Consider the following 24,722-nt stretch of genomic DNA (forward strand, 5'->3'; position numbering starts at 1 on the left):
ACCGGACTGGACAGGGTCATCTCCGATCCTTCCCCGCATCGCTGCAGATCGGTCGAGGCCGGGACAGGCGGCGGCATTCCCGGCGACGAGTTTGTGAATTCGTTCACGAACTCATGGGCATCAGTGTAGGACCCATCACACCCCGCAAGAAATCACGGGGGTGGCGGGTCAGGGCAGGTGCGGCCGGACGGGTGAAACCGCGTCGGCGTCCGACCGGCGCACGGCGTGGTGCAACGCCACGACGCCGAACGTCATGTTCTTCCAGACCACGTCGGTCCACCCGGAGCGGGCGATCATCCGGGCCAGCGACGGCTGGTCGGGCCAGGCGTCGATGGTCTCCTGGAGGTAGGTGTAGGCCTCCGGGTTGGACGAGACCCGGCGGGCCAGCAACGGCAGCACGGTCCGCAGGTACCAGGAGTACCCCAGCCGGATGGGGGTCGGCCGGGGGCGGGAGAACTCGCAGACCAGCAGCTGGCCGCCGGGCCGGACCACCCGGGCGAACTCGCGCAGTGCGGCGGCCGGGTCCTCGACGTTGCGCAGGCCGAAGGAGATCGTCACCGCGTCGAAGGACTCGTCGGCGAACGGCAGCCGCATGGCGTCCCCGGCCACCCGGGGCAACTCCCGCGCCCCGGCCCGGGCCGCGGCGAGCATGCCGACCGAGAAGTCGGTGGCCACCGCCCAGGCCCCGGTCGCGGCGAGCGCCTTGGTCGACACCGCGGTCCCGGCGGCCACGTCGAGCACCCGCTGGCCGGGCCGCAGCTGCAGTGCCCGGACCGCATGCCGGCGCCAGCGCCGGTCGCGACCCATGGACAGCACGCTGTTCGTCCGGTCGTACCTGGGCGCGACCTCGTCGAACATCGCCGCGACCTGGTGCGGCTCCTTGGCCAGATCCGCCCTGTTCATCGTCTGCCCTCCCGAGGCGGCTGCGGCGGCGGTCGGCCGCGGCTCCCTGCCGGCGGCGGCGTCCTGCCGATCGCCCGGTAGCCTACCGACTCCCACCTGCTCAAACGGCCGGGGCCGCGCGGCCGGCGGCGTGTCCCGGTGGCCGGCGGGCGCCGAACAGCAGCCGGCTCAGCGGCATCCGCGCACGTCGGTGGCACCACCACAGCAGCGGGACGGCCACCAGGTAGGTCACGGCCAGGGTGACCGCGATCATGATCGAGCCGACCGAGGCGGTGCGGCCGGCCACCCGCGCGATCTGCGGGTCGACCGACGAGTACTCCACGACGAACTGCTGGCCGACCGAGAGCAGGCCGGGGTAGAGCACGCCCCCCTCCGGGCGGATGGTGGTGCCGGTGGCGTCCACGAACTCGATCCCGGTGCGCAGCGGGGAGACCGACAGGACGGTCGCCGTGGCGCTGGCCGGATGCTCGTCGATCGCCCGGTCGTTGAGCCGCATGCCGATGGCCAGGGCGACCATCATCACCGTGACGGCCAGGGTCAGCAGCGCGATCAGCCGGCCGGCCCATCGCCACCAGCGGATACTGGGGGCCGGCGGCCCCGGGCTCGGATCGGCGTCGGCGCTCGCGGCCGGGCTGGCCGTCATGGCGGCAGTCTAGGTCGGCCGAGCCGGCGAGGCCGCCATCACGGCCGTGGGACCGGGCGCGGGCATTCCGGTGACGCCGGAGCCCCGAGTGGGCGGCGCGGTCCTCCGTCGGCCGAGCCGGCGGGGCCGCCCGTCCGGACCGGGTGAGTCGCATCCCATCGGCGGGAGGGCACCCGATCGGACGACTACTGTTGGCGCTCGTGACCGCCTTGCCGACCACCCGCCTCCTGGGCTCGGCCGTGACGGCCCGGCTGGCGACGGTCCCCGATCAGGGCGCCGGTACCGCCCCCGATCCGGTCGCCGCATCGACCTCGTCCCTGCTGGCCCGGCTGCCCCGGCCGACCGGGTCGCTGTGCTTCGTCCGCGGCGGGCACGGGCTGGTGGGATGGGGCGTGCACGCCCGGTTCACCGCGACCGGGCCGGGCGCCGCCGCGCGCATCCAGGAGTGGTTCGACGAGGCGCGGGCCGGGCTCCGGGTCTCCGACCCCCTGGCCGAGCCCGGCACCGGTCCGCTGGCCTTCGTCTCGCTGGGGTTCGACGACGCCGACGTGGCGGTCGCCGTGATCCCGCAGGTGATCGTCGGGCACGGACCGGCCGGTGGCTTCGTCACCCGCATCGCGGTGGACGAACCGGCCGCCGATCCCGAGGTCGCCCCGGTCCGGTCCCCCGGCCGGATCAGCTACGCCGACGCCGACCTGTCGGTGGCCGGCTTCACCAGTGCGGTGGCGACGGCGACCGAGCGGATCCGGCGGGGCGAGCTGGACAAGGTGGTGCTCGCCCACGACCTGGTCGCCACCGCCGAACGGCCGGTCGACGAGCGCCTGCTGCTGCAGCGGCTGGCCGCCGCCTACCCCGGCTGCTGGACGTTCGACGTCGAGGGCCTGGTCGGCGCGAGCCCGGAGCTGCTCATCCGCCGGGAGGGCCGGACGATCGCGTCCCGCGTGCTGGCCGGCACCGCCTGGCCCGAGCACGCCGACGACGCCGTCGCCGCCGACCTGCTGCACAGCTCCAAGGACGTGGCCGAGCACGCCTACGCCGTCCGATCGGTCAGCGAGGTGCTGGCCCCGGTGTGCGCGGAACTGGACGTGCCGGACCGCCCGTCGCCCCTGGAACTGGCCAACCTGACCCACCTGTCGACCGACATCACCGGCCGGCTGGGCGATCTCACCCCGACGGCGTTGGAGCTGGCGGCCCGCCTGCACCCGACCGCCGCCGTGGGCGGCAGCCCGTCCGAGGCCGCCCGGCAGCTGATCCGGGATCTGGAGCCGATGCACCGCGGCCGCTACGCCGCTCCGATCGGTTGGGTCGACGGCCGGGGGGACGGCGAGTTCGCCATCGCCCTGCGGTGCGCCCAGGTCAACGGCCGCACCGTGCGGCTGCTGGCCGGCTGCGGCATCGTCGCCGATTCCGATCCTGAGACCGAGGCCCGCGAGGCGCAGATCAAGATGATCCCGGTGCGGGACGCCCTGGAGTCCACTCCTTGACCGTCGGCCCGCCGGCGGCACCCTGATGGCCGGCCCGCTGGCCGGACTGCGGGTGGTCGAGCTCGGCGGAATCGGCCCCGTGCCGCATGCCGGCATGATGCTGGCCGATCTCGGCGCCCGGGTCGTGCGGGTGGAGCGTCCGCTGGCGGGCCCCCACCTGGGCCCGGGTGAGCGGGACGTGTTGCTGCGCGGGCGGATCCGCCTGCCGGCCGATCTGAAGTCGCCGGCCGGCCGGGACGCCGTGCTGGCCGCGGTGGACGAGGCCGACGTGCTGCTGGACGGGTTCCGGCCCGGCGTGGCCGAACGGTTGGGGGTCGGGCCCGACACCTGCCTGGCCCGCCGTCCGGAGCTGATCTACTGCCGGCTCACCGGCTGGGGCCAGGGCGGACCGTGGGCGGACCGGGCCGGGCACGACATCAACTACCTGGCGTTGACCGGCACCCTCGACGCGCTCGGGGCGGCCGGTGGGCCGCCGCGCCCGCCGGTGAACCTGGTCGCCGACTTCGGCGGCGGATCGATGCTGGCCGTCGTCGGCATCCTGGCCGCGCTCCACGAGCGATCGACGTCGGGACGGGGCCAGGTGATCGATGCGGCCATGGTGGACGGCGTGGAACTGCTGTCCCAGATGCTCTGGTCGCTGCGCGGCACGGGCTGGTGGGGGCCGGAGCGGGGCACCAACCTCCTCGACGGCGGGGCCCCGTTCTACGACGTGTACGCCTGTGCCGACGGGCGTTTCGTCGCCGTCGGCGCGCTGGAGCCGCCCTTCTACGCCGCCCTTCTCGAGGGTCTGGGGCTGACCGGCGCCGGTCTGCCGCCGCAGTTCGACCGGGCCGGCTGGCCCGCGCTGCGGGCCGCCCTGACCCGCGCCTTCGCGGCCGCCGATCGCGCGCACTGGGTGGCGACGTTCGAGGGCACCGACGCCTGCGTCACGCCGGTGCTGACCGGGGCCGAGGCCGCGGCGCACCCCCACCTGCGCGCCCGGGGCACGCTCGTCGAGGTGGACGGCATCGTCCAGGCCGCACCGGCGCCCCGCTTCTCCCGCACCCCGGCCGACCCGCCGGCCGGCCGGCACACCCCGCCGGAGCCCGACCCGGAGCCCGACCCGAAGCCCGACCCGGCGGCCGAGCCGCGGTCCGCCCCGCCAAGCTGATCCGGCCCGGGCCGACCCCGGACGCCACGCTGATTCGCCCGGGGCCCACTCCGCCTCGCTGATCAAACCCGCCGGCCGCCCTGCTGGGCTGATCAAATCCGCGGCAGATTCGGGCGAACCGGGCGCGCGGCGCGGCTTTGATCAGCGCACTCAACTCGCGCCACACGCCACACCCCGCCCCGCCCCGCTGATCAAACCCGGGCCAGAAACGGCCAAACCGGACCGGCGGCGCGGGTTTGATCAGCCCACCCGTCAGCCCACCGCCACCCCGGACGGCCGGGATGGCGACGGGCCCGGCTCAGCTAGCGGCGACCCGCTCGCGCAGGCGGGGCAGGATCTCGCTGCCGTACAGCGCCAGGAAGCGTTCCTGGTCGTGCCCAGGGGCATGGAAGACCAGGTGCCGGAAGCCCAGATCCAGGTAGCTGCCGATCTTCTCGAGGTGCTCGTCGGGGTCGTCGGAGACGATCCAACGGGAGGCCGCCTGCTCGATCGGCAACTCCTCGGCCAGCCGCTGCATCTCCAGCGGGTCCTCGACGCCGGCCTTCTGCTCCGGTTTGAGAGCCAGCGCCGCCCAGAACCGGGTGTCCTGCCGGGCGCGTTCCTTGTCGTGGTCGAAGGAGACCTTCATCTCCATCAGCGTGTCCACGTCGTCGGGACTGCGGCCGGCCTTCTCGATCCCCTCCTGCAGCGCCGGGATCAGCGTGTCGGTGTAGAGCGACGGCGCCTTGCCCGACGTGGTGATGAAGCCGTCGGCGATCCGGCCGGCCAGACGGGTCGCCGCCGGTCCGGAGGCGCCGATGTAGATCGGAACGGGCTGCTCGGGACGGTCGTAGATGGTCGCCTTGTCGGTCCGGTAGTAGGTGCCGTCGAAGGTCACCCGCTCCCCCGACCAGAGCTGCTCGATCAACGTCACCGACTCCTTGAGCCGGGCGAACCGCTCCTTCTGCTCGGGCCACGGCAGGCCGAGCGGCACCTCGTTGAGCGACTCGCCGGTGCCCACCCCGAGCACGATCCGCCCCGGGTACATCGACCCGAGGGTGGCGAACGCCTGCGCGATGACGCCCGGGTGGTACCGGATCGTCGGCGTGAGCACCGAGGTGCCCAGGATCACCCGCGACGTCCGGGCGCCGACCGCACCGAGCCAGGGCAGGGACGCCGGCGCATGGCCGCCGTCGTGCCGCCATGGCTGCAGGTGGTCGGAGATGAACACCGAGTCGAACCCGTTGGCCTCCGCGCTCACCGCCAGGTCGGCCAGTTCGCTCGGCCCGAACTGCTCGGCCGATGCCTTGTATCCGAACCGGAACGGCGGTGGCGTCATGCCGACATCCCTTCGATCGGGCGGGTGGTCCGCCGCGGCGCAGGTCTTCGAGCATGCCACTTGTGGCGGCCGGGCGGCCGCCGAGCCCCCGGCCGGATCGGGTCGGTGGGCGGCCGGGTCGGTGGGCAGCCGGGTCAGCTGGTGACCAGCTTGGCGATGGCGATCAGGCCGACGACGACGATCACCCCGCGCAGCACCGGCGGCGGCAGCCGGCGACCGATCTTGGCGCCGAGGAATCCGCCGATCGTCGAGCCCACCGCGACCAGGGCCACGTACGGCCAGTCCGGCTCGGCGATCACGATGAAGACCACCGCGGCGACCCCGTTGACCAGGCCGGTCAGCATGTTCTTCATCGCGTTGTTGCGCTGCATGTCGCCGCCGCGCAGCGCCCCCATCAGCCCCATCATCAGCACGCCCTGGGCGGCGCCGAAGTAGCCGCCGTAGACACCGCAGCCCAGGATGCCGGCCCACAGCCCCGGCCCGGGGCGTTCCGGATCGCGGGCCCGGCCCCGGGCGGCGATCCGCCGGTTGATCGCCGGACCGGCCACGACGAGCACCAGGGCCAGCGCGATGAGCACCGGCACGATCGCCTTGAACGCCTGCGCCGGCAGGACCAGCAGCAGCAGCGCCCCGATGACCGCGCCGATCAGCGACGCGCTGCCCAGCACGAGCAGCGACCGGCGCTGGCCGGCCAGCTCCGCCCGGTATCCCCAGGCGCCGGTGAAGGAGCCGGGCACCAGGCCCAGCGTGTTGGTGATGTTGGCGGTCAGCGGGGACAGGCCGACCGAGAGCAGCACGGGGAACGTGATCAGCGTGCCGGACCCGACGACGACGTTGATCGTGCCGGCCCCGATCCCGGCCGCGAACACGGCCAGGGCCTCCCACCAGCTCACCCCCGACCTCCCCGTCTGCTCGGTCCCGCCTCCGACCGGCCGCTGCGCCGGACCTCCGGCACGATGCCACATGCGCCACCGCGCCGGTGCGTACAGTCGCTGGCACCCGACGCACGTCACACCCATCGCCCCACCCAGCGCGGACATCCCGTCGCACACTGCATCGCCGAGGGAGGACCCGGTGCCGGCTCGCCGCCTGCTGCCCACCGACGAAGCGGTCGACCTGCTCAAGCTGGTCCGCGAGATCGCCGGCCGGGAGCTGGCCCCGCGGGCGGCCGAGCACGAGGCCGCCGGCCGGTTCCCGCGCGAGGTCTTCACGATGCTCGGCCAGACCGGGCTGCTCGGCCTGCCGTACCCGGAGGACGTCGGGGGCGGCGGCCAACCGTACGAGGTCTACCTGCAGGTGCTCGAGGAGGTCGGCGCGGTCTGGGCGAGCGTCGGCGTCGGGATGAGCGTGCACGTGCTCAGCTGCTTCCCGCTGGCGACGTTCGGCACCGACCGCCAGCGGGCGGACTGGCTGCCGGATCTGCTGGCCGGTGACCTGCTCGGCGCGTACTGCCTGTCCGAGGCCCAGGCCGGGTCCGATCCCGCGGCCATGCGCACCACGGCCCGGCGCGACGGCGACGAGTACGTCCTGAACGGCGCGAAGGCCTGGACGACGCACGGCGGCGAGGCCGACTTCTACCTGGTGATGGCCCGCACCGCCGACGACCGGACCGGCATCTCCAGTTTCCTCGTGCCGGCCGGCACCCCGGGTCTGAGCGCCGATCCGCCCGAGCACAAGATGGGGCTCACCGGCTCCACGACCGCGACCATGCTGTTCTCCGACGTCCGCATCCCGGTCGAGCGGCGGATCGGCGACGAGGGCCAGGGGCTGCAGATCGCGCTGGCGGCGCTGGACAGCGGCCGGCTGGGTATCGCGGCGGTCGCCACCGGCCTGGCCCAGGGCGCTCTGGACCGCGCCGTCGCCTACGCCCGGGAACGGGAGACGTTCGGCCGCGCCATCATCGACCACCAGGGCGTCGGCTTCCTGCTCGCCGACATGGAGGCCGCGGTCCAGGCGGCCCGGGCCACCTACCTGCACGCCGCCCGGCTGCGCGACCAGGGTCTGCCGTTCGGCCGCGAGGCCTCCGTCGCCAAGCTGGTCGCGACGGACAACGCGATGAAGGTGACCACGGACGCCGTCCAGGTGCTGGGCGGGTACGGCTACACCACCGACTTCCCGGTCGAGCGCTACATGCGGGAGGCCAAGGTGATGCAGATCTTCGAGGGAACCAACCAGATCCAGCGCCTGGTCATCTCCCGCTCGCTGCGCAAGGACGACCGCGGCGCCATCGGGCGGGCCACGGGCTGACGCGCCCCTCCTCGCGTTTCCGCCCCCACCCCGGCCGGACATCCGCAACCCGCACCGCACCGCACCCCGATCCAGCCTCACCGCGGAACATCCGCCGGGCTAGAGCGCGCCGCGGACCGCCTCGCCGATCGTCGCGAGCACCGCCGCGAGGTCGGTCCGGGATGTCCGCACCTCCACCACGTGCACCCCGCCCCGGTTCCGCAGGGCGGCGTCCAGGTCGGCGGTCGTGCCGGCCCGCGTGTACCGGTGCCCGAACGCGGTCACGGCCGCGGCCAGCTCGGCACCGTGCGGGGTGCCGAAGACCCGCTCGAAGGCGGGCGCGTGCGCGGGGTCGCCCGACTCGAGAGTGCCGAAGATCGCGCCGCCGTCGTTGTTGCCGACCACGATGGTCAGCTCGGGCCGGGGCTCGGCCGGTCCGATGATCAGCCCCGTCAGATCGTGCAGGAAGGTCAGGTCGCCGAGCAGCGCGACCGTCGGACCGTCCGCGGGGGTGGCGGCCAGCGCCGCGCCGACGGCGGTGGACACGGTGCCGTCGATGCCGGCGACCCCGCGGTTGGCGATCAGCCGCAGCCCGTCCCGCGGGGGTGCGGTCAGCGCCAGGTCGCGTGGGGGCTGGGAGGACCCGACGACCAGCGTCGACCGGGCCGGCAGCAGCGCCACCAGGTCGCGGACGAGCCGCGGCGACGCGGACAGGTCGAGCCCGTCGATCACCCGGCCGACGGCCCGGCCGGCCACCGCGTCGGCCTCGCGCCAGCGGCCGGCCCACTGCTCGTCGGGCAGATTTCCCAGGTCGGGCAGGCCCGGGGCGACCGACCGGACCGTTCCGGACGGGTCGGCGTAGGCCGCCGGGTGGGCGACCACGTCGACCGTCACCCGCGGATCGCCGAGCAGCTGCTGGACCGGACGGAACAGGGTCGGCCGGCCCAGGACGATGACCCGGTCCGGTCGGGCGGCCGCCAGGAACCCCGGCGCGGACAGCAGGTGGATCCCGGCCGCGAGGGCGCGCCCGCCGGCGGCCCCGCCGGCCTCGGCGACCACCAGGTGCCCGGCGTCCGCGACGAGGGACGCCCACGGGTGGGTCAGGTCGGCGACGAACCGCACCCGCTCCCCCGACGCGGGCGCCGGCACCGCGGGCGCGTCGGCCAGCACCGGCGTCACGGTTCCGGTCCAGGGCCCGGCCCGGCCGGACAGCGGCTCGGGCCAGCCGTCGAGAGCGAGGTGGTCCCCGGGGCCCGGCCCGGGTGCGCCCGGCGCGTCCGGCACGGCCCCCGCGTCCGGCACGTCCGGCAGCAACGGTTCGGTCAGCGGCACGTTCAGCTGCGCCGGGCCGGATGGGCTCCCCCAGCTGCCGGCCGCGGCCGACCAGGCCCGACCGGTCATCGACCGCCAGTGCGCCTGCTGGCCGGGCCGGGTGGTGGCAACGCCGAACTCGTGGAAGAAGCGCAGCGCCGGCCCGAAGAGGGCGCGCTGGTCGATCGTCTGGTTGGCCCCCACCCCGCGCAGCCAGGGCGGGCGGTCCGCGGACAGCACGACCAGCGGCACCTGCCCGTGGGCGGCCTCCAGGACGGCCGGGTGCAGGTTGGCGACCGCGGTGCCGGAGGTGGTCACGACGACGACCGGCCGGCCGGAGCCGCGGGCCAGGCCCAGCGCCAGGAAGCCGGCGGTCCGTTCGTCGATGCGGACGTGCAGGCGCACCCGACCGGCCGCGTCGGCCGCGTGCAGGGCCAGCGACAGCGGGGCGTTGCGCGAACCGGGCGCGAGCACCGCGTCGGTGAGGCCGCAGGCGATCAGCTCGTCGACGAGCACCCGGGCCAGCGCGGTCGACGGGTTCACCGGCCGCCCGGCCTACCGACGGCCGCCGCCGCTGGTCCGCAGTGCGGTCGCCCGGCCCGGCATTCGTCGCTCACAACCAGCCATTCTGACCGATCACCGAGCCGAGCCGTGACGTTCACCGCCCGGGCGGCCCGGCCGCGGGACATCTCGAGGTGGTCGGGGGGCGGGTCCGGATTCGCGGCGAGCCACCGGACGGCCGTCGACGGGCCCGCGACAATCGCGCCGAGGGGCCACCCAGAACGGGTCCACTTGCCGTTTTCGGACCGGCTGGATCGATTCCGGAGGGCCGAAGGCGGCAAGTCGGCGGCGGTTTGCGCCGGCCGACCGACCGACCAACCCACCCAACCCGAAGCCCGGCCGGCCGGCCGGGCGTCAGACCGGCCGGATCGTCCAGGCTCCGCGGTGCAGGACACCGGTCACGGCCAGGCCCTCGTCCAGCACGACCAGGTCGGCGACCGCCCCGGGGACCAGGGTGGGGTCGGCCAGGCCGAGCACCCGGGCCGGGTTGACCGACGACTGGCGCACTGCCGTGGTGAGGGCTTCCGCGCGGGGCCGGCCGCTGTTGGTGACGGCGAAGCGGAAGACCTGATCCATGGTCGCCGTGCTGCCGGCGATGGTGTCCGTCCCGGACACCCGGGCGACCCCGTCGCGCACGTCGACGTCCAGGGCGCCGAGCCGGTAGGCACCGTCGGCCATGCCGGCCGCGGCCATCGCGTCGGTGACCAGGCCGACGCGGTCGGCACCGACCTTGGCGGTGACGTCCCGGTAGAGCGCGGGGTGCAGGTGCACGCCGTCGGTGATCATCTCGACGGTGACCCGCGGGTCCTCCAGCAGGGCGATCACCGGACCGGGCTCGCGGTGGTGCACCGGCCGCATCGCGTTGAACAGGTGGGTGGCCACGGTGGCGCCGGCGTCGATGGCGGCGAGCGCCTGCTCGTACGTGGCGTCGGTGTGCCCGACCGCGGCGACCGCGCCAGCGTCCACGATGCGCCGGATCGCGGCCGGCCCGCCGTCCCGCTCGGGCGCCAGGGTGACCATCCGGATCGTGCCCCGACCCGCCGCGAGCACCCGCTCCAGCTCGGCCGCATCGGGGTCCCGCAGCGCGGCGGGGTCGTGGGCCCCGCACCGGCGCCCGGACAGCCACGGACCCTCCAGGTGGATGCCGGCCACCAGGCCCTCCTGGACCTGCTCGCTCAGCACCTCGACCTGCCGCCGCAGCTCGTCGGGGAAGGCGGTGACCAGCGAGGCGATCATCGTGGTGGTGCCGTGGCGCCGGTGCAGCTCCACCGCCGCCTTGCTCGCCGCCACCGTGGCCTCCGGGAACGCCCCACCCCCACCGCCGTGCACGTGCATGTCGACGAATCCGGGGACGATGGTGACGTCGCCCAGATCCCGGTCGGCCGGGCGCGGGGGCAACCCGGCGCCGAGCGCGCGGACCCGACCGTCGGCGATCTCGATCCATCCCGGCCGGAGCAGCTCGGCACCGGTGGCGATGGTGTCGGCGGTGATCAACATGGGTTCGGCTTTCTCTCGCTCGCGCCTGGGAAGTCGATCATGGCGTTCCCCGACCGCGGGACCGGCGACGCGCCGGATCGGGAGCCGAGAAACGCCATGACCGCCCTGGGGATGGGACGGGACGGTGGTCAGATGCCCTGCCAGGCCGGCTTGGCCCGGTAGGTCTCGCGGTAGTAGTCGGCCAGCTGCAGCCGGCTCGCGGCGGCCCCGTCCAGCAGCACGGTGACGTGCGGGTGGTGCTGCAGGATGGTCCCCGGCCACAGCGCACTGACCGCGCCCTCGACCAGATGGTGCACCGCTTCGGCCTTTTGCGGTCCGGTGGCCACCAGCACGATGTGCCGGGCCGACATGATCGTGCCCAGGCCCTGGGTCAGGCAGTGGGTGGGCACCGCGTCGACGTCGCCGCCGAAGAACCGGGCGTTGTCGATCCGGGTCTGCCGGGTCAGCGTCTTGATCCGGGTGCGGGAGGCCAGGGAGGAACCCGGCTCGTTGAAACCGATGTGGCCGACGGTGCCGATGCCCAGGATCTGCAGGTCCACCCCGCCGGCGGCGACGATCGCGTCCTCGTAGGCCGCGCAGAACGCCGGGATGTCGGTGGCCAGGCCGTCCGGACCCCGCACGGCGCCCGGAGCGAAGTCGACCCGGTCGACGAAGTCCTTGTGGATGACGTTGCGGTAGGTCTCCGGGTGGTCGACCGGCAGCCCGACGTACTCGTCGAGGGTGAAGCCGCGGGCCTGGGCGAAACTGACCCGGCCGGCAGCGTAGCGGGCGGCGAGCTCGTCGTAGATGGCCAGCGGGGACGACCCGGTGGCCAGGCCCAGCACCGCGGTCGGCTTGCGCTGCACCAGGCTCTCGATGGCGTCGGCGGCCAGCGATCCGATCGCCGCGGTGTCCGGGAGAATGACGATTTCCATTGACTTCCTCACATCTTTGAATCGACAACGACTGTGGTGAAAGGGCTGTCGGGTGGGTCGCCGGCGCTCGACCGGCGACCCACCCGGGGGTCGGCTATCCGTTGACCACCAGCAGCAACTGGGCGGCGCTGAGCTCCCCGCCGGCGGCGACCAGGTCGGCGGTGACGATGTCGTCCGGCTTCTTCTCCATGACCACCACGGGCACGATCGGATTGCGACCGGCGGCGACGACCGCGGGCACGTCGTAGGTGATGACGGGCTGGCCGACCACCACGCGATCGCCCACCGCGACGTGCGGGGTGAAGCCCTCCCCCTTCAGCTGGACCGTGTCCAGACCGAGATGGACCAGCACACCAACGTTGTCGTCGCTGACGATGATGTACGCGTGCGGGAACATCTGCAGCACCTTGCCGGTGATCGGGGCGACCGCGTCGACGATCTCGCGCGGCGGATCGATCGCCGCACCGTGACCGACGATGCCCTGGGCGAAGGTCGGGTCCGGCACGTCCGACATCGGCACGGCCCGGCCCTGGACCGGAGCCAGGATCGGCGTGCGGCCGGCGGTCTTCACGACCGGCGGCGCAGGCTGCACGGCCGCGGCGGCGGGCACCGCCTCGGCAACGGGCGCGGCCTCCGCTGCGATCGCCGGCGCGGGACCGGCCATGGCGTCCTTGATGTCGTTCTTGAGCAGCTCGGCCTGGGTGCCGAAGATGGCCTGCACGTTGTTGCCGACCTCGATCACGCCGGCGGCGCCGAGAGCCTTGAGCCGGGCCTTGTCGACCTGGTTCTTGTCGGCGACCTCCATCCGGAGCCGGGTGATGCAGGCGTCGACGTTGACCAGGTTCTGGCGACCGCCGAACGCGGCGATCAGCTGCTCGGCCTTGGTGCTCGCCTTCGTGGCCACGGCGGACCCGGTGGTGCCGCCAGCCATGGCGGACTCGATGCCGCCGGGCACGGCCACGGCGCCGGGGGCGTCCTGGAGATTGGCGGCCTGCTCGGCCTCGAACTCGTCCTCCGGCTCACGGCCCGGGGTGCGCAGGTTCCACCAGCGGATGACCAGCCGGAACAGCACGTAGTAGACCGCGAAGAAGATCACGCCCATCACCAGCAGCATCCAGACGTTGTTCGCGGCCGGAGCGGTGCCGTAGAGCAGGAAGTCGATCAGGCCGGCCGAGAACGAGAAGCCCAGGTGGATGTCGAGCATGTAGGCGATGGCCAGGGACAGGCCGGTCAGCACGGCGTGCACGACGTAGAGCGGGAAGGCCACGAACATGAAGGCGAACTCGAGCGGCTCGGTGACGCCGGTGAGGAATGCGGTGATGGCGGCGGCACCGAGGATGCCGAACGCGATCTTCTTCTGCTTCTTGTTGGCCATGTGGATCATCGCCAGCGCGGCGGCGGGCAGGCCGAACATCAGGATCGGGTAGAAGCCGGAGGTCAGCAGACCGGCGGTGGTGTCGCCGGCGGCGAAGCGGGTCAGCTCGCCGGTGACGACGGTGCCGGCCGGGGTCTGGTAGTCGCCGTAGATGAACCAGATGTAGGTGTTCAGGATGTGGTGCAGTCCCAGCGGGATCAGCATACGGTTCGCGAAACCGTAGGTGAAGGCGCCGAAAGCACCCGCACCACCGATGAACTGGCCCACGCCGGTCAGGCCGGCGTTGAAGATCGGGTAGAAGTAGCTCAGGGCGAAGCCCATGATCAGCGAGGCCACCGAGACGACGATCGGCACGAAGCGCCGGCCGCCGAAGAAGCCGAGGTACGAGGGCAACTGGATCGTGTGGTACTTGTCGAACAGCACCGCGGTGACCAGACCGACCAGGATGCCGGCGAACACGCTGTAGTTGATCATCGCCGGTTTGCCGGCCGCGTCGACCACGCCGTCCAACACCACCGGTGACATGGTCTTGAAGACCGCGGCGATGACCAGGTAGCCGGCCGCGGCGGCCAGCGCCGTCGAGCCGTCGGCCTTCTTGGCGAAGCCGATGGCCACGCCGATGGCGAACAGCAGGGGCAGATTCTCGAAGACGGCGCCGCCCGCGGCGCTCATGGCCTCGAAGAACGGTCCGATGACGGGGGTCTGGATGCCACCCAGCAGGTCGGGCTGGCCCAGGCGGAGCAGGATGCCGGCGGCGGGCAGCAGGGCGATCGGCAGCATCAGGCTCTTGCCCAGGCGCTGCAGCTGCGCGAAGCCGGGAATCCGCAGCCCGGACTTGGACTTGGGTGCCTTCTTCGTCGTCGCCGCGGCGGCGTCGGTCTTCACGGTGGTCATGAGCGTCCTCGCACGGGTCGGTCCTTCTGTGTGGGCGGGGCGGGCAGTTCGTGTGAATTGGTTTAGACCAACTGACTGGAGATAGATTGGCATAGACCAATCGGGCCGTCAAGGGGTTCGTCTTGATTGGTCTACGCCAATTTGGGTAGGGTCGGGATCGACAGCGACCACCCGCCGGTGAGGGGACGAGCGACGTTGGTGAAGGTGCCGAAGTACTACCAGGTCAAGAGCCAGATCCTGACGCTGATCGCCGGCTCGGAACCGGGGTCGCCGGTGCCCACCGAGCGGGAGCTGGCCGAGCGCTTCGCGACGTCCCGGACGACCGTGCGGCAGGCCATCGCCGAGCTGGTGGTGGACGGCCGGCTGGAGCGCACGCAGGGCCGCGGCACGTTCGTCGCGCAGCCCAAACTGATGCAGGTCCGGCAGCTGACGTCCTTCTCGCAGGACCTGCAGGAGGAGGGGTGGCGACCGGGCAGCGTGGTCCTGTCGATCGACGAGCGGCCGGCCGGCGCGGACGTCGCCCGGCACCTGGGCATCGCACCGGGGTCGGTCTACCACCGGGTCGAGCGGCTGCGCACGGCGGGCGAAGAGCCCATCGCCCACGAGATCGCCCACCTGCCCGGGCCGCTGCCCGGACTGGCCACGCACCTGGCCGCCCTCGGCTCGCTCTACCGGACCCTGCACGAGGTGTTCGACACCGACATCGCCGCCGTCGAGGACGTCATCGAGACCGCGCTGGCCGACCCGCTGGAGGCCTCACTGCTCGGGGTGGACACCGGTCTGCCCATGCTGCTGGTGCACCGCAGCGGGTGGGCCGAGGACGGCCGGATCGTCGAGTGGACCCGATCGGTGTTCCGCGGCGACCGGTTCCGGTTCGTCGCCCGGCACCGGCTGGGCGACGACGTGCCGATGCCGATGCTCACCGGCTCCTGACGCGCCGCGCGGCGACCGGTCGGCACCCGGCCCGTCGGCCGCCCGGTCCGCGTCGCCCGTCGGTGGAGCGGCGAGGTCACCGAGTTCGACCGTCGGCGCCGTCGATCGGCTCGACGCCCGGTCAACCGGTCGCTGGGAATCGGCCGGCTGGGTTCCGCGTCTGTTGACCTCGGGTCGGTCGCCTTGGTGCGTCCCGAAACTTCCGGAAGCGCCCGGGGGACGACGTGGGATCGATCCACAAGGATGTGCGGATGCTGCGGTGGGACGGCGTGCTGAACGCACGGGACTTGGGTGGACTCCCGCTGATCGGGGGTGGCAAGACCACATTCGGGCAGGTGGCCCGCTCGGATCCATTCGGGCAAGTTGAGTCCGTTGGGCTGGCAGCAGCTCATCGACAGCGGCGTCCACACCATCGTCTCCCTGGAAACGCGCGGCCTGCCGGCGGAGGATGCGGCCAGGGCAAATCTGCCGTTGTCACCGCCCACCGGCTCCGACCTGGATGTCGTGGGGCTTCCCGTCGAGGACGGTTCGGATGAGAAGTTCATGGGCCGGTGGGCGAGGACAGGACTGTGGGCGACGCCCCTGTATTTCGCCGACGCGCTGCAGCGCTGGCCGTCTCTCATCGGCCGGGCTGTCACCACGATCGTCAGCGCTCCACCGATGGTGCTCATGCACTGCAGTCGTGGCCATGACCGAACCGGCCTCACTGCGGTCGTCATCCTGCACTTCGCCGGGGTCACGCTCGACGGGATGGTGGCGGACTACCTCCTGAGCGCCCACAGCCTGACCGTCGACGACCCGACGTCGCAGACCTTCCTCGACGAGGCCCTGGCCGGAGCCGACGTGACCGCCCACCAGGCCATCGGTGGCGCTGTCGATGTGATCGACGACGCTTGGCGACGCCGAGCCGGAGTGACCGACGCGACCGTCGCTGCACTCCGACATCGGATGGTCGGCCCACGTCGGCCGGCTCGGACGTCCCCGGCGGGCCGACAACCGCTCCAGTGAGCCCAGCGCCATTCGATCCGCCCGGCACCTCGACGTCACCGAGGTCGCCCGACGCGCGCCACCCTGCGGAGCGGCGCGGTCATGCCACCCCTGGAAGTGCAGCCGCGACCTCCCCCGGCCGGTCCATCGATGCCCCTGAACACGCTGCCGGCGGCGCCGTGCATGTCCGGACGGCACCGGGCCGGATGGTCCGGTGACCGAACCGCCGGCGGCCACCCGGGGCCACGGATCGTCAGCCGGCCCGGGGTGGCGCCAACCGTTCGTCCAGCCAATCAAAGATCCGCTGCGCGGTGACCGTGCGGGCCAGCGGCTGGCAGTGCTCGGCCGCCCCCTCGGCGGCGGTGAAGCCAACGAGGGTGGAGACCGGCGCGGTCAGCGCGGCGAGCCGCTCGGCCTGTCCTGGCCAGAACTGCTCGCCGTCCGGGCTGGTCACCAGCAGCGGCGTGGTGATCGCGCCGGCGACGCCGGCCATGCTGTATTCGCGCACCGCCCGGATGGTCCGGGCGTAGCCGGTGGTGCCGTACGGGCGGGCGCGCAGTAGCCAGGTTCGCGCGGTCTCCGGCGAGAATGCCATGCCCAGCCGCATGTCCCGGTCGAACGCATCGTCCTTCCCCTCGTCGAGCAGGGCGATCAGACTCTTGGGCAGGTGCGACAGCCACGACGCGGAAACGTCGACGACCCCCGGGTCGGTCACGGCCGCGGCGAACCGGTGCTCGAACGCCAGGGCGCGGGCGACCCAGTACCCGCCCTGGCTGATGCCGTAGACGGTGATCCGCGCGGGATCGACCCCGTCGAGTGCGGACACGAAGTCGTACACCGGGGTCAACACATGCTCCCAGTCCGGGCGGAAGGGGACGCCCCGCTCGAAGAACTGGGACTGCTGGCCGGGTCCGTCGAACATCAACACCTGGTATCCGCGCTCCAGCGCGGCGGCCCCGGTGGCCCCCCACAGCCCGGCAAGGGACCCGTCGCTGCCGTTCACCAGCACGAGCGTCGGCGCGTCCGCGGCCGCCCGGTTCGACCGGAAGAACCAGCCGGGCAGCGAAGCCTGTTCGTAGGGGATGTCGACGCGTCGGGCATCCAGGGGCGTGTTCGCCACGAACGACTCCCAGGCGTCGAATGACTCGCGGAAGGTCGGCAGCAGTTCGGCCGACTCCGGTTCCGACTCCGACAGGGAGCCGGCCGCATTGACCGCGACGCCGAAGTAGGCCGACGCCCGCAGGAAACCGCGGGCCGCGCTGACCCGATGACCACCGGCGGCGCACGCCCGGGCAGCCGCCCCCGTGCGCCGTCCCATCTCGCGCCACGTCCGGAACCAACCGGCGTGGTCGTGCCGGCCGATCCCGGCGGCCGCGGCGAGCACCTCCCCCCCTCGGCCGCGCCGCCGACGGACTGCCCGAGCAGGGTGCGAATCTCGAAGTCGAAGTCCGGGTTGGTGGAGAACGGGGTGATGGTCGCGGAGTGCTGGATCATGATGTGTCGTCCTGTCGGTCGGGTGCCGCCGGCGGCGGCGGTGGATGGAAAGCCGGGATGCGCCGTTGCGCGTCAGACGCGGGCGGGCCGGCCGGTCATCGCCCGGACGGCGTCCGTGCTGCCCGGGCTGCGGCGGGCGGCGGCCGCGTGCCAGATCACCAGGAGCAGGCCGACGGTGTTGATGACGATGTCGGAGATGAGCAGCAGCCCACCGTTGTTCACCGCGACATCATGGTTGACCACCAGTTGGAACACGTGCCCGCCGGCGGCTCCGAACCCGAAGACGGCGGTCCCGATCACGATCGCGACCTTTCCCACCAACGGCGCCGCCCGGCGGCCGAGAATGAAGGCCATCACCCCAAAGCCGAGGCTGGACAGCGCCAGTTCGAGCTGGAAGGGGCTCTGCGCCCAACCGATGGTCTTGGCGGCGTAGTCGCCGAAGAAGGCGTGCATGACGAAGTTGACGGTCTGCCCGACCCCGATCGCCCAGACGACGAACGAGTTCAGCAGCGCGCCGCTGACGAACTCGGTGGTGCGGTGACCCCGCCGGCGGCCGATCCGGATCAGCGCGACGAGCAGGCCGATCACGAAGGTGGTCGTCAGGTAGTTGGCGATCAGTGCGGTGAGGATCTGGGTGATCATGACGGGCTCCTTGGCTGCGTGAGGCGTCACTCAGTGGTCGTTCGCGTGACAAACAAAGAGTCGCTGGTTCGCCCGGGCCGGCGACTGTACATTTCGCCTAGTCAGCTGTCCGGGCCCCACTCCGGCGCCTCGGACGGGCGGGAGCCGACCGATCGACGGGAGACGGATGCGCTGGCCCGGCATCGTGGAGCAGGTCGCGACAGCCGCGATCCGATCGGCCGGGGCGGGCACCCCGACCGTCCTGGACATCACCGGGCCGTCGGGATACGGCAAGAGTTCGCTGGCCCGGTGGGTGACCCGGCAGTTTCCGGCGGGGCAGGTGCTGCGGGCGACGGCCCTGGCCGACGACCGGGCCGAGACGTTGGGCGTGCTGCGGCACCTCGACCCCGACCTGCCGGTCGGTGACACCAACCCGTTGCGTGTGGCGCGACATGTCGGACGGCTGATCGACGCCCGCCAGGCGGCCGGGCCGGTCGTGCTGATGATCGACGACCTGCAGTGGGCCGATCCCGAATCGGTAAAGGCGCTGGGTGTTCTGGTCGAGCGGATGGCCGGCGACCGGGTGCTGGTAGTCACCGCTCACCGCCTCGACGGCCCGCACGCGGTCCGGTGGGCCCGGCACGCCGACACCGCCGCCGCGGTGTTCCGGATTCGACTGGACGGTCTGGACGACGAATCCGCTCTGGCCCTGATCCGGCAGGACCGGCCGGACGCATCACCCGACCTGGCCCGACACCTGCGTCGACACACCGGAGGTCGCCCCCTGTCCCTGCGCTCCCTGGTGCAGGAGTACTCCACCCAGGCGCTCGCGGCGATGGCCGAGGCCGGCCGGCTCCCCGCACCGAGCGACCTGGTCGCCCTCATGCGGGACCGGTTGACCCGACTCGAACCGGACGCCGTCGCCGTCCTCGAGGCGCTGGCGGTGCTCGGCGACGGTGGCGCCGACGTCTTCGTGATCGCGGCCGTGGCCGATGTCGCCGACGTCGACCGGGTGCTGGGCCTGCTGGTCGCCCAGCGTCTGGTCCTCGTCGAGGACGAGGCGCTCCCCCGGGCCCGGCTGTTCCATGGCGCCCTCCGGGCCGCCGTCTACGCAACAGTCCCGGCGCCGGCCCGGCAGCGGCTGCACGGCCGGGCCGCCGCCCGGTTGCCCGGACGCCGGGATCGCCTGCACCATCGGGTCGCGGCCGCCCGAGCCACCGACGACGGGCTGGCCGCCGACCTCGACGCCTACGCCGACGACCTGCACCGGGAGCGCCGCTACCGGGCGGCCGCGCGCATCCGCCGGCAGGCCGCCGCCCTGAGCTCGACGCCCGAGGCCCGGGCGCGGCGTGACCACGAGGCCGATTTCGACGCGGTCCTGGCGGTCGACCTGGACGCCGTGACGACCTCGGCCGGTCAGGCCGACGCCGAGCCGCAGGCGCGGTTCACGCTCGGCGCCCGGCTGGTGGTCGAGCGCCGGTACGTCGCGGCCGCGGAGCTGCTGGAGTCGCTGTCCGACGACGACCTGGCATCGCTGGGGGATCTCACCGCCTACCGTGCCCGTGTCCTGCGCGGGTGGGCCATGGTGTCGGCCGGTCACTCGCCCGCAGGAGCCCTGGCCGACCTGACCGCCGCGCAGCGGTCCGCGGTGACCGATCCGGCCCTCGACGGATACCTCGCCATCGCCCTCGGCCAGGCCGTCGCCCTGGCGACGCCGCCGGCGGACCTCGCCGACTTCCGTCGCCTCATGGCGGCCGAGCGCGCGGCTCTGGCGGCGACCCCGGCCGGGCTGGCCAGGCTGGCCTGGCGTGGATCGTCGATGGCCCTCAGTGGCATCCAGCGGATGGCCATCGCCGACCTGGACATCGTGATCTCCCGGCTGGGCGACGGGATCGTCGACTTCGGCGACGGCGTCTTCTACGCGTTCCAGGGGTTGGCCTACTTCTTCGACGGCCAATGGGGACGCGCCGCCATCGGCATCGACCTGGCCCGCGCCGGCGCCCAGGGCCGACCGGCACCGCTGACGGCGACCTTGCTGCCGCTCGCCGCCGTGATCGCCGGTGACGCGGAGGCCGCGCGGACGATGCTGGCCGAGGCGCGCCGGCTGCGGGTGCAGAGCCCCCAGCCCGCGGCCGTGTCCGCGGCCGACATCGTCGAGGTCGTCACCGCCGCCCTGCTCGGCACGCCCGCCGAACGTCGACGGTGGCTCGAGCGGCGCACCGCCGACGTCGGGGACCCACTGGTCCAACCGCCGCTGACGATCCCGCTGATCAGCATGGTGACCCAGTCGATCGCCGCGACCTGGGCCGGCCGGACCGACGCCGCCCGAGTCTGGGCCGGCCGGCTGCGGAGCACCCCGCTGACCTCGTGGACCGGGCCCGTCGCTGACTGGCTCGAGGCTCGGACCGAGGACGACCGGACGTTCGTCGAGCAGGTCGAACCGTTGTCCGTGGCCGGGCTCCCGGAGATACCCGTCCTCGCCGCCCTGCTGCACGCCGATCTTCGGGAGCGCGCGACCGGAGCCGTCCACCGCGCCGCCGACCAACGGTTACGGCAGGCTCTGGCCGACTTCGGCGGGCAGGGCCTGCTCTCCGCACCGTTCGGCCCCGAACCGGTCGATCGGACCAGCGGCAACGAGACCGCCGAGATGTCACCTGTGCTGGCCGCGCTGACCGACCGCGAACGGGAGATCGCCACCCTGCTGCTCGAAGGGATGAGCTACGCGCAGATCGGCCGGGAGCTGTTCGTCACCCGGTCGACGGTGTCGTTCCACCTCACCCGCATCTACGCCAAGACCGGCACGAGTTCACGACACGAGCTGGCCCACCTCATCCACCTGCGAAAGACCATGGGCAGGGCCGGGTGACGGACCTCGCCTGCCCGCACCCGGCCGGCTAGACCGGCGGCCGGCCCGTCGGGAACCCGCCATTGCTGGACAGCACCTGGCCGTTGATCCAGCGCCCCCGATCGGACAGCAGGAACCCAACCAGATCGGCGGTGTCGCGCGGCACACCGAGCCGCCCGGCGGGGCGCGCCGTAATCAGCTCCGCGCGCAGTTCGTCGTTCATCCATCCGGTGTCCGCCGGACCCGGGTTGACCACGTTGGCCCGCAACCCCAACCCGCCCAGCTCGTGGGCAGCCGCCGGTACGATCCGGTCGAGAGCGCCCTTGGTGGCACCGTAGGGCACGTGACCCACCATGTGGTCGCTGGTCAGTGCGACGACCGAACCACCGCCGCCCGGCAATTGCCGGGCGAACGCCGCGACCAGCAGCCCCGAAGCCCGCACGTTGACCGCGTCGTGTCGGTCGAAGCTCTCGACCGTGGTGTCCAGGATCGTCGAGTCGACGCTCTCACAACGCGAGAGAAGCAGCGCAGCAAGTGCTCCCGAGTATCTACGCGCCCGATCGACCAGCGCGGCCGCGGCGCCGGCATCCTCCAGATCGGCCGGGAGCAGCTCGACCTTGCGACCCGTCGCACGCAACTCGTGCGCCAGCCGTTCCGGGTCACCGAGTCACCGTCGAGTCCGATCCGACGGTCGTACGGCGACCAGAACGAGAGCACGAGGTCCCACTCGTCGGCGGCCAGGCCGGTCGCGATGGCCGCGCCGATGCCGCGGCGGCGGCCGACACCGGTGATGAGGGCGGTGGGCGTCATCAGGTCATCGTGGCAGCTGTCGCCCCGGCTGTGGCGCTGCCCGGACGTCCGCCCGGAGCAGCCGGACGGTCAGTCCAGCCCGGGCTCCGGCCCGAAGACGAAGCTGCGACCGGTGACGTACCGGGGCGCGATCCGGACGAAGACGTGCTTGCGGGTGGCGACCCAGGGCTGCAGGCCGGACTCGGCGGCGTCCTCGTAGTCGGCGCCCCACTCGGCCGGGTGCGCCTGACCCTTGACGACCACGCTCCAGCCGGAGGTCTGGTCGAATCCGTCGATCTCCAGCGCGACGACGTCGTTGACGGTCAGCGCCGCGAGCTTGGTGCCCTGGGCGGTGCGGAAGACCAGGGTGCCGTCCTGCACGACGTAGTTGATCGGGAAGATCTCCGGCTCGCCGCCGACGGTCATGGCGAGGCGACCAAACTGGTTGCTGCGCAGCAGGTCCCAGCAGGCCTCGGCGGTCAGCTCGGTCACGGCGGAGAGGGTGTCGGTCATGGCTCGATCGTGGTCGACGGGTGACCCGGCCGACCAGAGCCGAAAGTCCCCTCCGGCAGCAGGGCGGCCACCCGGCGCAGCCGAGCCAGCCAGCGGGCGGCGCGCTCGGGATCGGCCGTGACCCGGTCGATCCGGTCCGGGTCCGGGGGGACCGCGGCCACCGCCAGCGAGCCGTCGACCGGCCGCGGCGCCGCGGCGCAGACGTCGTCGGCCAGCAGCACCCCGGTGCCGAGGCCGCAGGCGTACGGCAGATCGGGCAGGGCGGCGGCCGCCGCCACCCCGGCGGCCAGGCCGACCGCGCTGTCGACCGCGGACGAGACCACCGCGGGCACGCCGGCCGCCGCGGCCAGGGCCAGCGCGGCCCGGACCCCGCCCAACGGCGCCACCTTCACGATGGCCACGTCGGCGGCGTCGGCGAGGCGGACGGCGTGCGGGTCGTCGGCCCGGCGGATCGACTCGTCCGCGGCGACCGCCGGCCGGATCCGGGCGCGGACCGCGGCCAGGTCGGCCAGCGTCGGGCACGGCTGTTCCACGTACTCCAGTCCCCCGGCGGCGTCGTCCAGCCGAGCGATCGCCGCCACCGCCTCGTCGACCCCCCACGCCCCGTTCGCGTCGATGCGGATCCGGCCGTCCGGACCGAGCGCCGCCCGCACCGCCCGGACCCGGGCCAGATCGTCCGCGAGGTCGGTGCCGGGATCGGCCACCTTCACCTTGGCCGTGCGGCACCCGGAGGCGGCGACCAGCTCGGCCGCGACCCCCGGGTCCACCACCGGCACGATGACATTCACCGGAACCCGGTCGCGCACCGCGGCCGGCCACGGCGTCGTCGCCGACTCGATCGCCGACCGCAGCCAGGGGACGCACTCCGCATCCGAGTAGTCCAGGAACGGGGCGAACTCGCCCCACCCGGCCGGCCCGCGGAGCAGCACGCCCTCGCGCACCGTCACCCCGCGGAACCGGTGCACCATCGGCAGCGCGAACACCCGTGCGGTGCCGAGCAGGTCCTGCAGGTCGCCGTTCACGGGGTCATCGTGCCCGCCGGGCGACGCCGTCCCGGCGCGAGGGTCGGGCCCGCCGCGGTCGGGCCCGACCCTCGGCGGTCCCGTGGCGTTCTGCGGCCCGGGCCGATCCGGTGCCGGTCTCGGCCGATCTCGGGCCCGATCAGGGCCCGGGCGTCAGGGAGTGGGGACCTCCGACGGGAGCCGGATCGTCATGGCCACCCCGCCCTCCGATGCCGGCGTGGCCACGATGTCGCCGCCCAGCCGCTGCACCAGCCCGTGCGCGAGGGCCAGGCCGAGCCCGGCCCCGGTCGGCCGGCGGCCCCGGTAGCGGCGGTGCAATTCGCCGGGCACGAACGCCACCGGATAGTCCTCCGGCGCCAGACCCGGACCACCGTCGCGCACCTGGAGGACGGCTCCGGCCGCGGCGGTGGGCCCCGCGCGCAGCGACAGCACCAGCGGCCGGCCGGCCGGCAGCATCCGCAGGGCGTTGCCGGCCAACCCGTCCAGGACCTGCCGCAACCGGCGCGGATCGGTGCGCACCGGGACCGGCCCGGCCGGCAGTTCGAGCCGCAACGGCACCCCGGCCCGGTCGCAGCGGACGCGCCAGACCTGGGCCATCTCGCCGATCAGCGCGGTCAGGTCGACCGGCTGCACGTCCAGGGTGAACCGGTCGGCGCCCAGCCGGGCCAGGTCGAGCAGATCGGAGACGAGCCGGTCCATCCGGGCCGCCTCGCCCTGGATCAGCGTGCCCACATCGGCCTGCTCGTCCGGGGCGACGAGCCCGTCGGCGAGCGCCTGGGCCTGCCCGCTGATCCCGGCCAGCGGTGTGCGCAACTCGTGGGAGACCGAGGCGAGGAACTCGCGCTGCCGGGACTCGCTGTGCCGCAACGCGTCGGCCAGCTCGTTGACCGCGATCGAGACGTCGGCGACCTCGCGCGGGCCGGCGACCGGGACCCGCACGTCCCGCGCCCCGCGCCCCATCTGCCGGGCCAGGTCGGCGGTCCGTCGCAACGGCGCGGACACCACCCGGGCGATGAGCAGCCCGATCAACAGGGCCGCGACCAGGCCCGCGCCGACCGCCCAGATCAGCCGGCCCTCGACGGCGCGTCGCGTCTCGGCGGCGACGTCGGCCGGCGTGACCAGCGCGAACCCGCCGGTGGCGGTGGACCGGGCCTCGACCAGCTGGAGCGCACCGCCCACCGTCGCCCGGCCGGCAGTTCGAGCCGCAACGGCACCCCGGCCCGGTCGCAGCGGACGCGCCAG

The 24,722-nt window shown here is 73.5% G+C and carries 18 protein-coding genes and 3 pseudogenes; 6 read left to right on the top strand and 15 right to left on the bottom strand.

Translation table 11 applies throughout. From position 1 onward, the window contains the following. Positions 1 to 168: 168 nt before the first annotated feature. Both ACOJUF_RS11270 and ACOJUF_RS11275 read right to left on the bottom strand, forming a co-directional pair. The gene (locus ACOJUF_RS11270; protein ID WP_420121942.1) at positions 169 to 903 is read right to left on the bottom strand and encodes a demethylmenaquinone methyltransferase; all 735 of its coding nucleotides are present in this window, start codon (positions 901 to 903) and stop codon (positions 169 to 171) included. 100 nt (positions 904 to 1,003) lie between these two features. Continuing rightward, positions 1,004 to 1,546 (bottom strand): DUF3592 domain-containing protein, encoded by a 543-nt coding sequence (locus tag ACOJUF_RS11275; RefSeq protein WP_420121943.1) that lies wholly within the window; start codon positions 1,544 to 1,546, stop codon positions 1,004 to 1,006. A gap of 200 nt (positions 1,547 to 1,746) precedes the next feature. Between ACOJUF_RS11275 and ACOJUF_RS11280 the strand changes: the two genes are divergently transcribed. Further along, entirely contained in the window at positions 1,747 to 3,030 is a 1,284-nt protein-coding gene (locus ACOJUF_RS11280) for an isochorismate synthase (RefSeq protein ID WP_420121944.1), read from the top strand. A gap of 25 nt (positions 3,031 to 3,055) precedes the next feature. Beyond that, positions 3,056 to 4,180 carry a CaiB/BaiF CoA transferase family protein gene (locus ACOJUF_RS11285; RefSeq protein WP_420121945.1) on the top strand — a complete coding sequence of 375 codons (1,125 nt, stop codon included), beginning with the start codon at positions 3,056 to 3,058 and terminating at the stop codon, positions 4,178 to 4,180. Between the two features lie 298 nt (positions 4,181 to 4,478). On the opposite strand, the gene fgd is transcribed toward ACOJUF_RS11285, so the two are convergent. After that, the gene (gene fgd, locus ACOJUF_RS11290; RefSeq protein ID WP_420121946.1) at positions 4,479 to 5,498 is read right to left on the bottom strand and encodes a glucose-6-phosphate dehydrogenase (coenzyme-F420); all 1,020 of its coding nucleotides are present in this window, start codon (positions 5,496 to 5,498) and stop codon (positions 4,479 to 4,481) included. Positions 5,499 to 5,632: 134 nt separating this feature from the next. After that, a complete protein-coding gene (locus ACOJUF_RS11295; protein WP_420121947.1) occupies positions 5,633 to 6,391 on the bottom strand; it encodes a sulfite exporter TauE/SafE family protein in 759 nt (252 codons plus the stop codon). 181 nt (positions 6,392 to 6,572) lie between these two features. Here ACOJUF_RS11295 and ACOJUF_RS11300 point away from each other — a divergent pair, with 181 nt between their 5' ends. Beyond that, entirely contained in the window at positions 6,573 to 7,745 is a 1,173-nt protein-coding gene (locus tag ACOJUF_RS11300) for an acyl-CoA dehydrogenase family protein (protein ID WP_420121948.1), read from the top strand. Between the two features lie 99 nt (positions 7,746 to 7,844). Here ACOJUF_RS11300 and menD read toward each other — a convergent pair whose 3' ends face one another. From menD to ACOJUF_RS11325, 5 genes and pseudogenes are all read right to left on the bottom strand, one after another. After that, on the bottom strand, positions 7,845 to 9,578 hold the full coding sequence (gene menD, locus ACOJUF_RS11305) for a 2-succinyl-5-enolpyruvyl-6-hydroxy-3-cyclohexene-1-carboxylate synthase (RefSeq protein ID WP_420121949.1): 1,734 nt from the start codon (positions 9,576 to 9,578) through the stop codon (positions 7,845 to 7,847). Between the two features lie 372 nt (positions 9,579 to 9,950). Then, entirely contained in the window at positions 9,951 to 11,093 is a 1,143-nt protein-coding gene (gene nagA / locus ACOJUF_RS11310) for an N-acetylglucosamine-6-phosphate deacetylase (RefSeq protein ID WP_420121950.1), read from the bottom strand. 128 nt (positions 11,094 to 11,221) lie between these two features. Further along, positions 11,222 to 12,007: a glucosamine-6-phosphate deaminase gene (nagB, locus tag ACOJUF_RS11315; protein ID WP_420121951.1), complete on the bottom strand. Its 786-nt coding sequence runs from the start codon at positions 12,005 to 12,007 to the stop codon at positions 11,222 to 11,224. Positions 12,008 to 12,101: 94 nt separating this feature from the next. Next, the gene (locus ACOJUF_RS11320; RefSeq protein WP_420121959.1) at positions 12,102 to 12,671 is read right to left on the bottom strand and encodes a PTS sugar transporter subunit IIA; all 570 of its coding nucleotides are present in this window, start codon (positions 12,669 to 12,671) and stop codon (positions 12,102 to 12,104) included. After that, a pseudogene (locus ACOJUF_RS11325) lies at positions 12,669 to 14,276 on the bottom strand (PTS transporter subunit EIIC); the annotation flags it as partial. The gene ACOJUF_RS11320 and the pseudogene ACOJUF_RS11325, both read right to left, overlap by 3 nt. Positions 14,277 to 14,471: 195 nt before the next feature. Here ACOJUF_RS11325 and ACOJUF_RS11330 point away from each other — a divergent pair. Further along, entirely contained in the window at positions 14,472 to 15,209 is a 738-nt protein-coding gene (locus ACOJUF_RS11330) for a GntR family transcriptional regulator (RefSeq protein WP_420121952.1), read from the top strand. Between the two features lie 372 nt (positions 15,210 to 15,581). Next, on the top strand, positions 15,582 to 16,217 hold the full coding sequence (locus tag ACOJUF_RS11335) for a tyrosine-protein phosphatase (RefSeq protein WP_420121953.1): 636 nt from the start codon (positions 15,582 to 15,584) through the stop codon (positions 16,215 to 16,217). A gap of 232 nt (positions 16,218 to 16,449) precedes the next feature. Here ACOJUF_RS11335 and ACOJUF_RS11340 read toward each other — a convergent pair. Further along, positions 16,450 to 17,690, bottom strand: a pseudogene (locus ACOJUF_RS11340) (alpha/beta hydrolase family protein). Positions 17,691 to 17,762: 72 nt separating this feature from the next. After that, positions 17,763 to 18,332 (bottom strand): DUF6790 family protein, encoded by a 570-nt coding sequence (locus ACOJUF_RS11345; RefSeq protein ID WP_420121954.1) that lies wholly within the window; start codon positions 18,330 to 18,332, stop codon positions 17,763 to 17,765. A gap of 166 nt (positions 18,333 to 18,498) precedes the next feature. On the opposite strand from ACOJUF_RS11345, the gene ACOJUF_RS11350 reads away from it, so the two are divergent. Beyond that, on the top strand, positions 18,499 to 21,177 hold the full coding sequence (locus ACOJUF_RS11350) for a LuxR C-terminal-related transcriptional regulator (RefSeq protein WP_420121955.1): 2,679 nt from the start codon (positions 18,499 to 18,501) through the stop codon (positions 21,175 to 21,177). A 28-nt stretch (positions 21,178 to 21,205) separates the two neighbouring features. Here ACOJUF_RS11350 and ACOJUF_RS11355 read toward each other — a convergent pair. The 4 genes and pseudogenes from ACOJUF_RS11355 to ACOJUF_RS11370 all read right to left on the bottom strand — a co-directional run. After that, a pseudogene (locus tag ACOJUF_RS11355) lies at positions 21,206 to 21,966 on the bottom strand (SDR family oxidoreductase). Between the two features lie 69 nt (positions 21,967 to 22,035). Next, a complete protein-coding gene (locus tag ACOJUF_RS11360; protein WP_420121956.1) occupies positions 22,036 to 22,458 on the bottom strand; it encodes a pyridoxamine 5'-phosphate oxidase family protein in 423 nt (140 codons plus the stop codon). Continuing rightward, complete coding sequence (locus tag ACOJUF_RS11365) at positions 22,455 to 23,480, bottom strand: o-succinylbenzoate synthase (protein ID WP_420121957.1); 1,026 nt, start codon at positions 23,478 to 23,480, stop codon at positions 22,455 to 22,457. The genes ACOJUF_RS11360 and ACOJUF_RS11365 overlap by 4 nt, the downstream gene beginning before the upstream one ends. Positions 23,481 to 23,633: 153 nt before the next feature. Further along, positions 23,634 to 24,722 (bottom strand): histidine kinase dimerization/phospho-acceptor domain-containing protein (locus tag ACOJUF_RS11370; RefSeq protein WP_420121958.1); only part of this gene is annotated, 1,089 nt, incomplete at its 5' end.

It is taken from the genome of Nakamurella sp., from assembly GCF_048594475.1.
GTDB lineage: Bacteria > Actinomycetota > Actinomycetes > Mycobacteriales > Nakamurellaceae > Nakamurella.

Bases quoted from the DNA above. Each gene is read 5' to 3' on its own strand.
- ACOJUF_RS11345 (WP_420121954.1), bottom strand. From the start codon at position 18,332: ATGATCACCCAGATCCTCACCGCACTGATCGCCAACTACCTGACGACC.
- ACOJUF_RS11270 (WP_420121942.1), bottom strand. From the start codon at position 903: ATGAACAGGGCGGATCTGGCCAAGGAGCCGCACCAGGTCGCGGCGATG.
- ACOJUF_RS11275 (WP_420121943.1), bottom strand. From the start codon at position 1,546: ATGACGGCCAGCCCGGCCGCGAGCGCCGACGCCGATCCGAGCCCGGGG.
- nagA (WP_420121950.1), bottom strand. From the start codon at position 11,093: ATGTTGATCACCGCCGACACCATCGCCACCGGTGCCGAGCTGCTCCGG.
- nagB (WP_420121951.1), bottom strand. From the start codon at position 12,007: ATGGAAATCGTCATTCTCCCGGACACCGCGGCGATCGGATCGCTGGCC.
- fgd (WP_420121946.1), bottom strand. From the start codon at position 5,498: ATGACGCCACCGCCGTTCCGGTTCGGATACAAGGCATCGGCCGAGCAG.
- ACOJUF_RS11360 (WP_420121956.1), bottom strand. From the start codon at position 22,458: ATGACCGACACCCTCTCCGCCGTGACCGAGCTGACCGCCGAGGCCTGC.
- ACOJUF_RS11320 (WP_420121959.1), bottom strand. From the start codon at position 12,671: ATGGCCGGTCCCGCGCCGGCGATCGCAGCGGAGGCCGCGCCCGTTGCC.
- ACOJUF_RS11285 (WP_420121945.1), top strand. From the start codon at position 3,056: ATGGCCGGCCCGCTGGCCGGACTGCGGGTGGTCGAGCTCGGCGGAATC.
- ACOJUF_RS11350 (WP_420121955.1), top strand. From the start codon at position 18,499: ATGCGCTGGCCCGGCATCGTGGAGCAGGTCGCGACAGCCGCGATCCGA.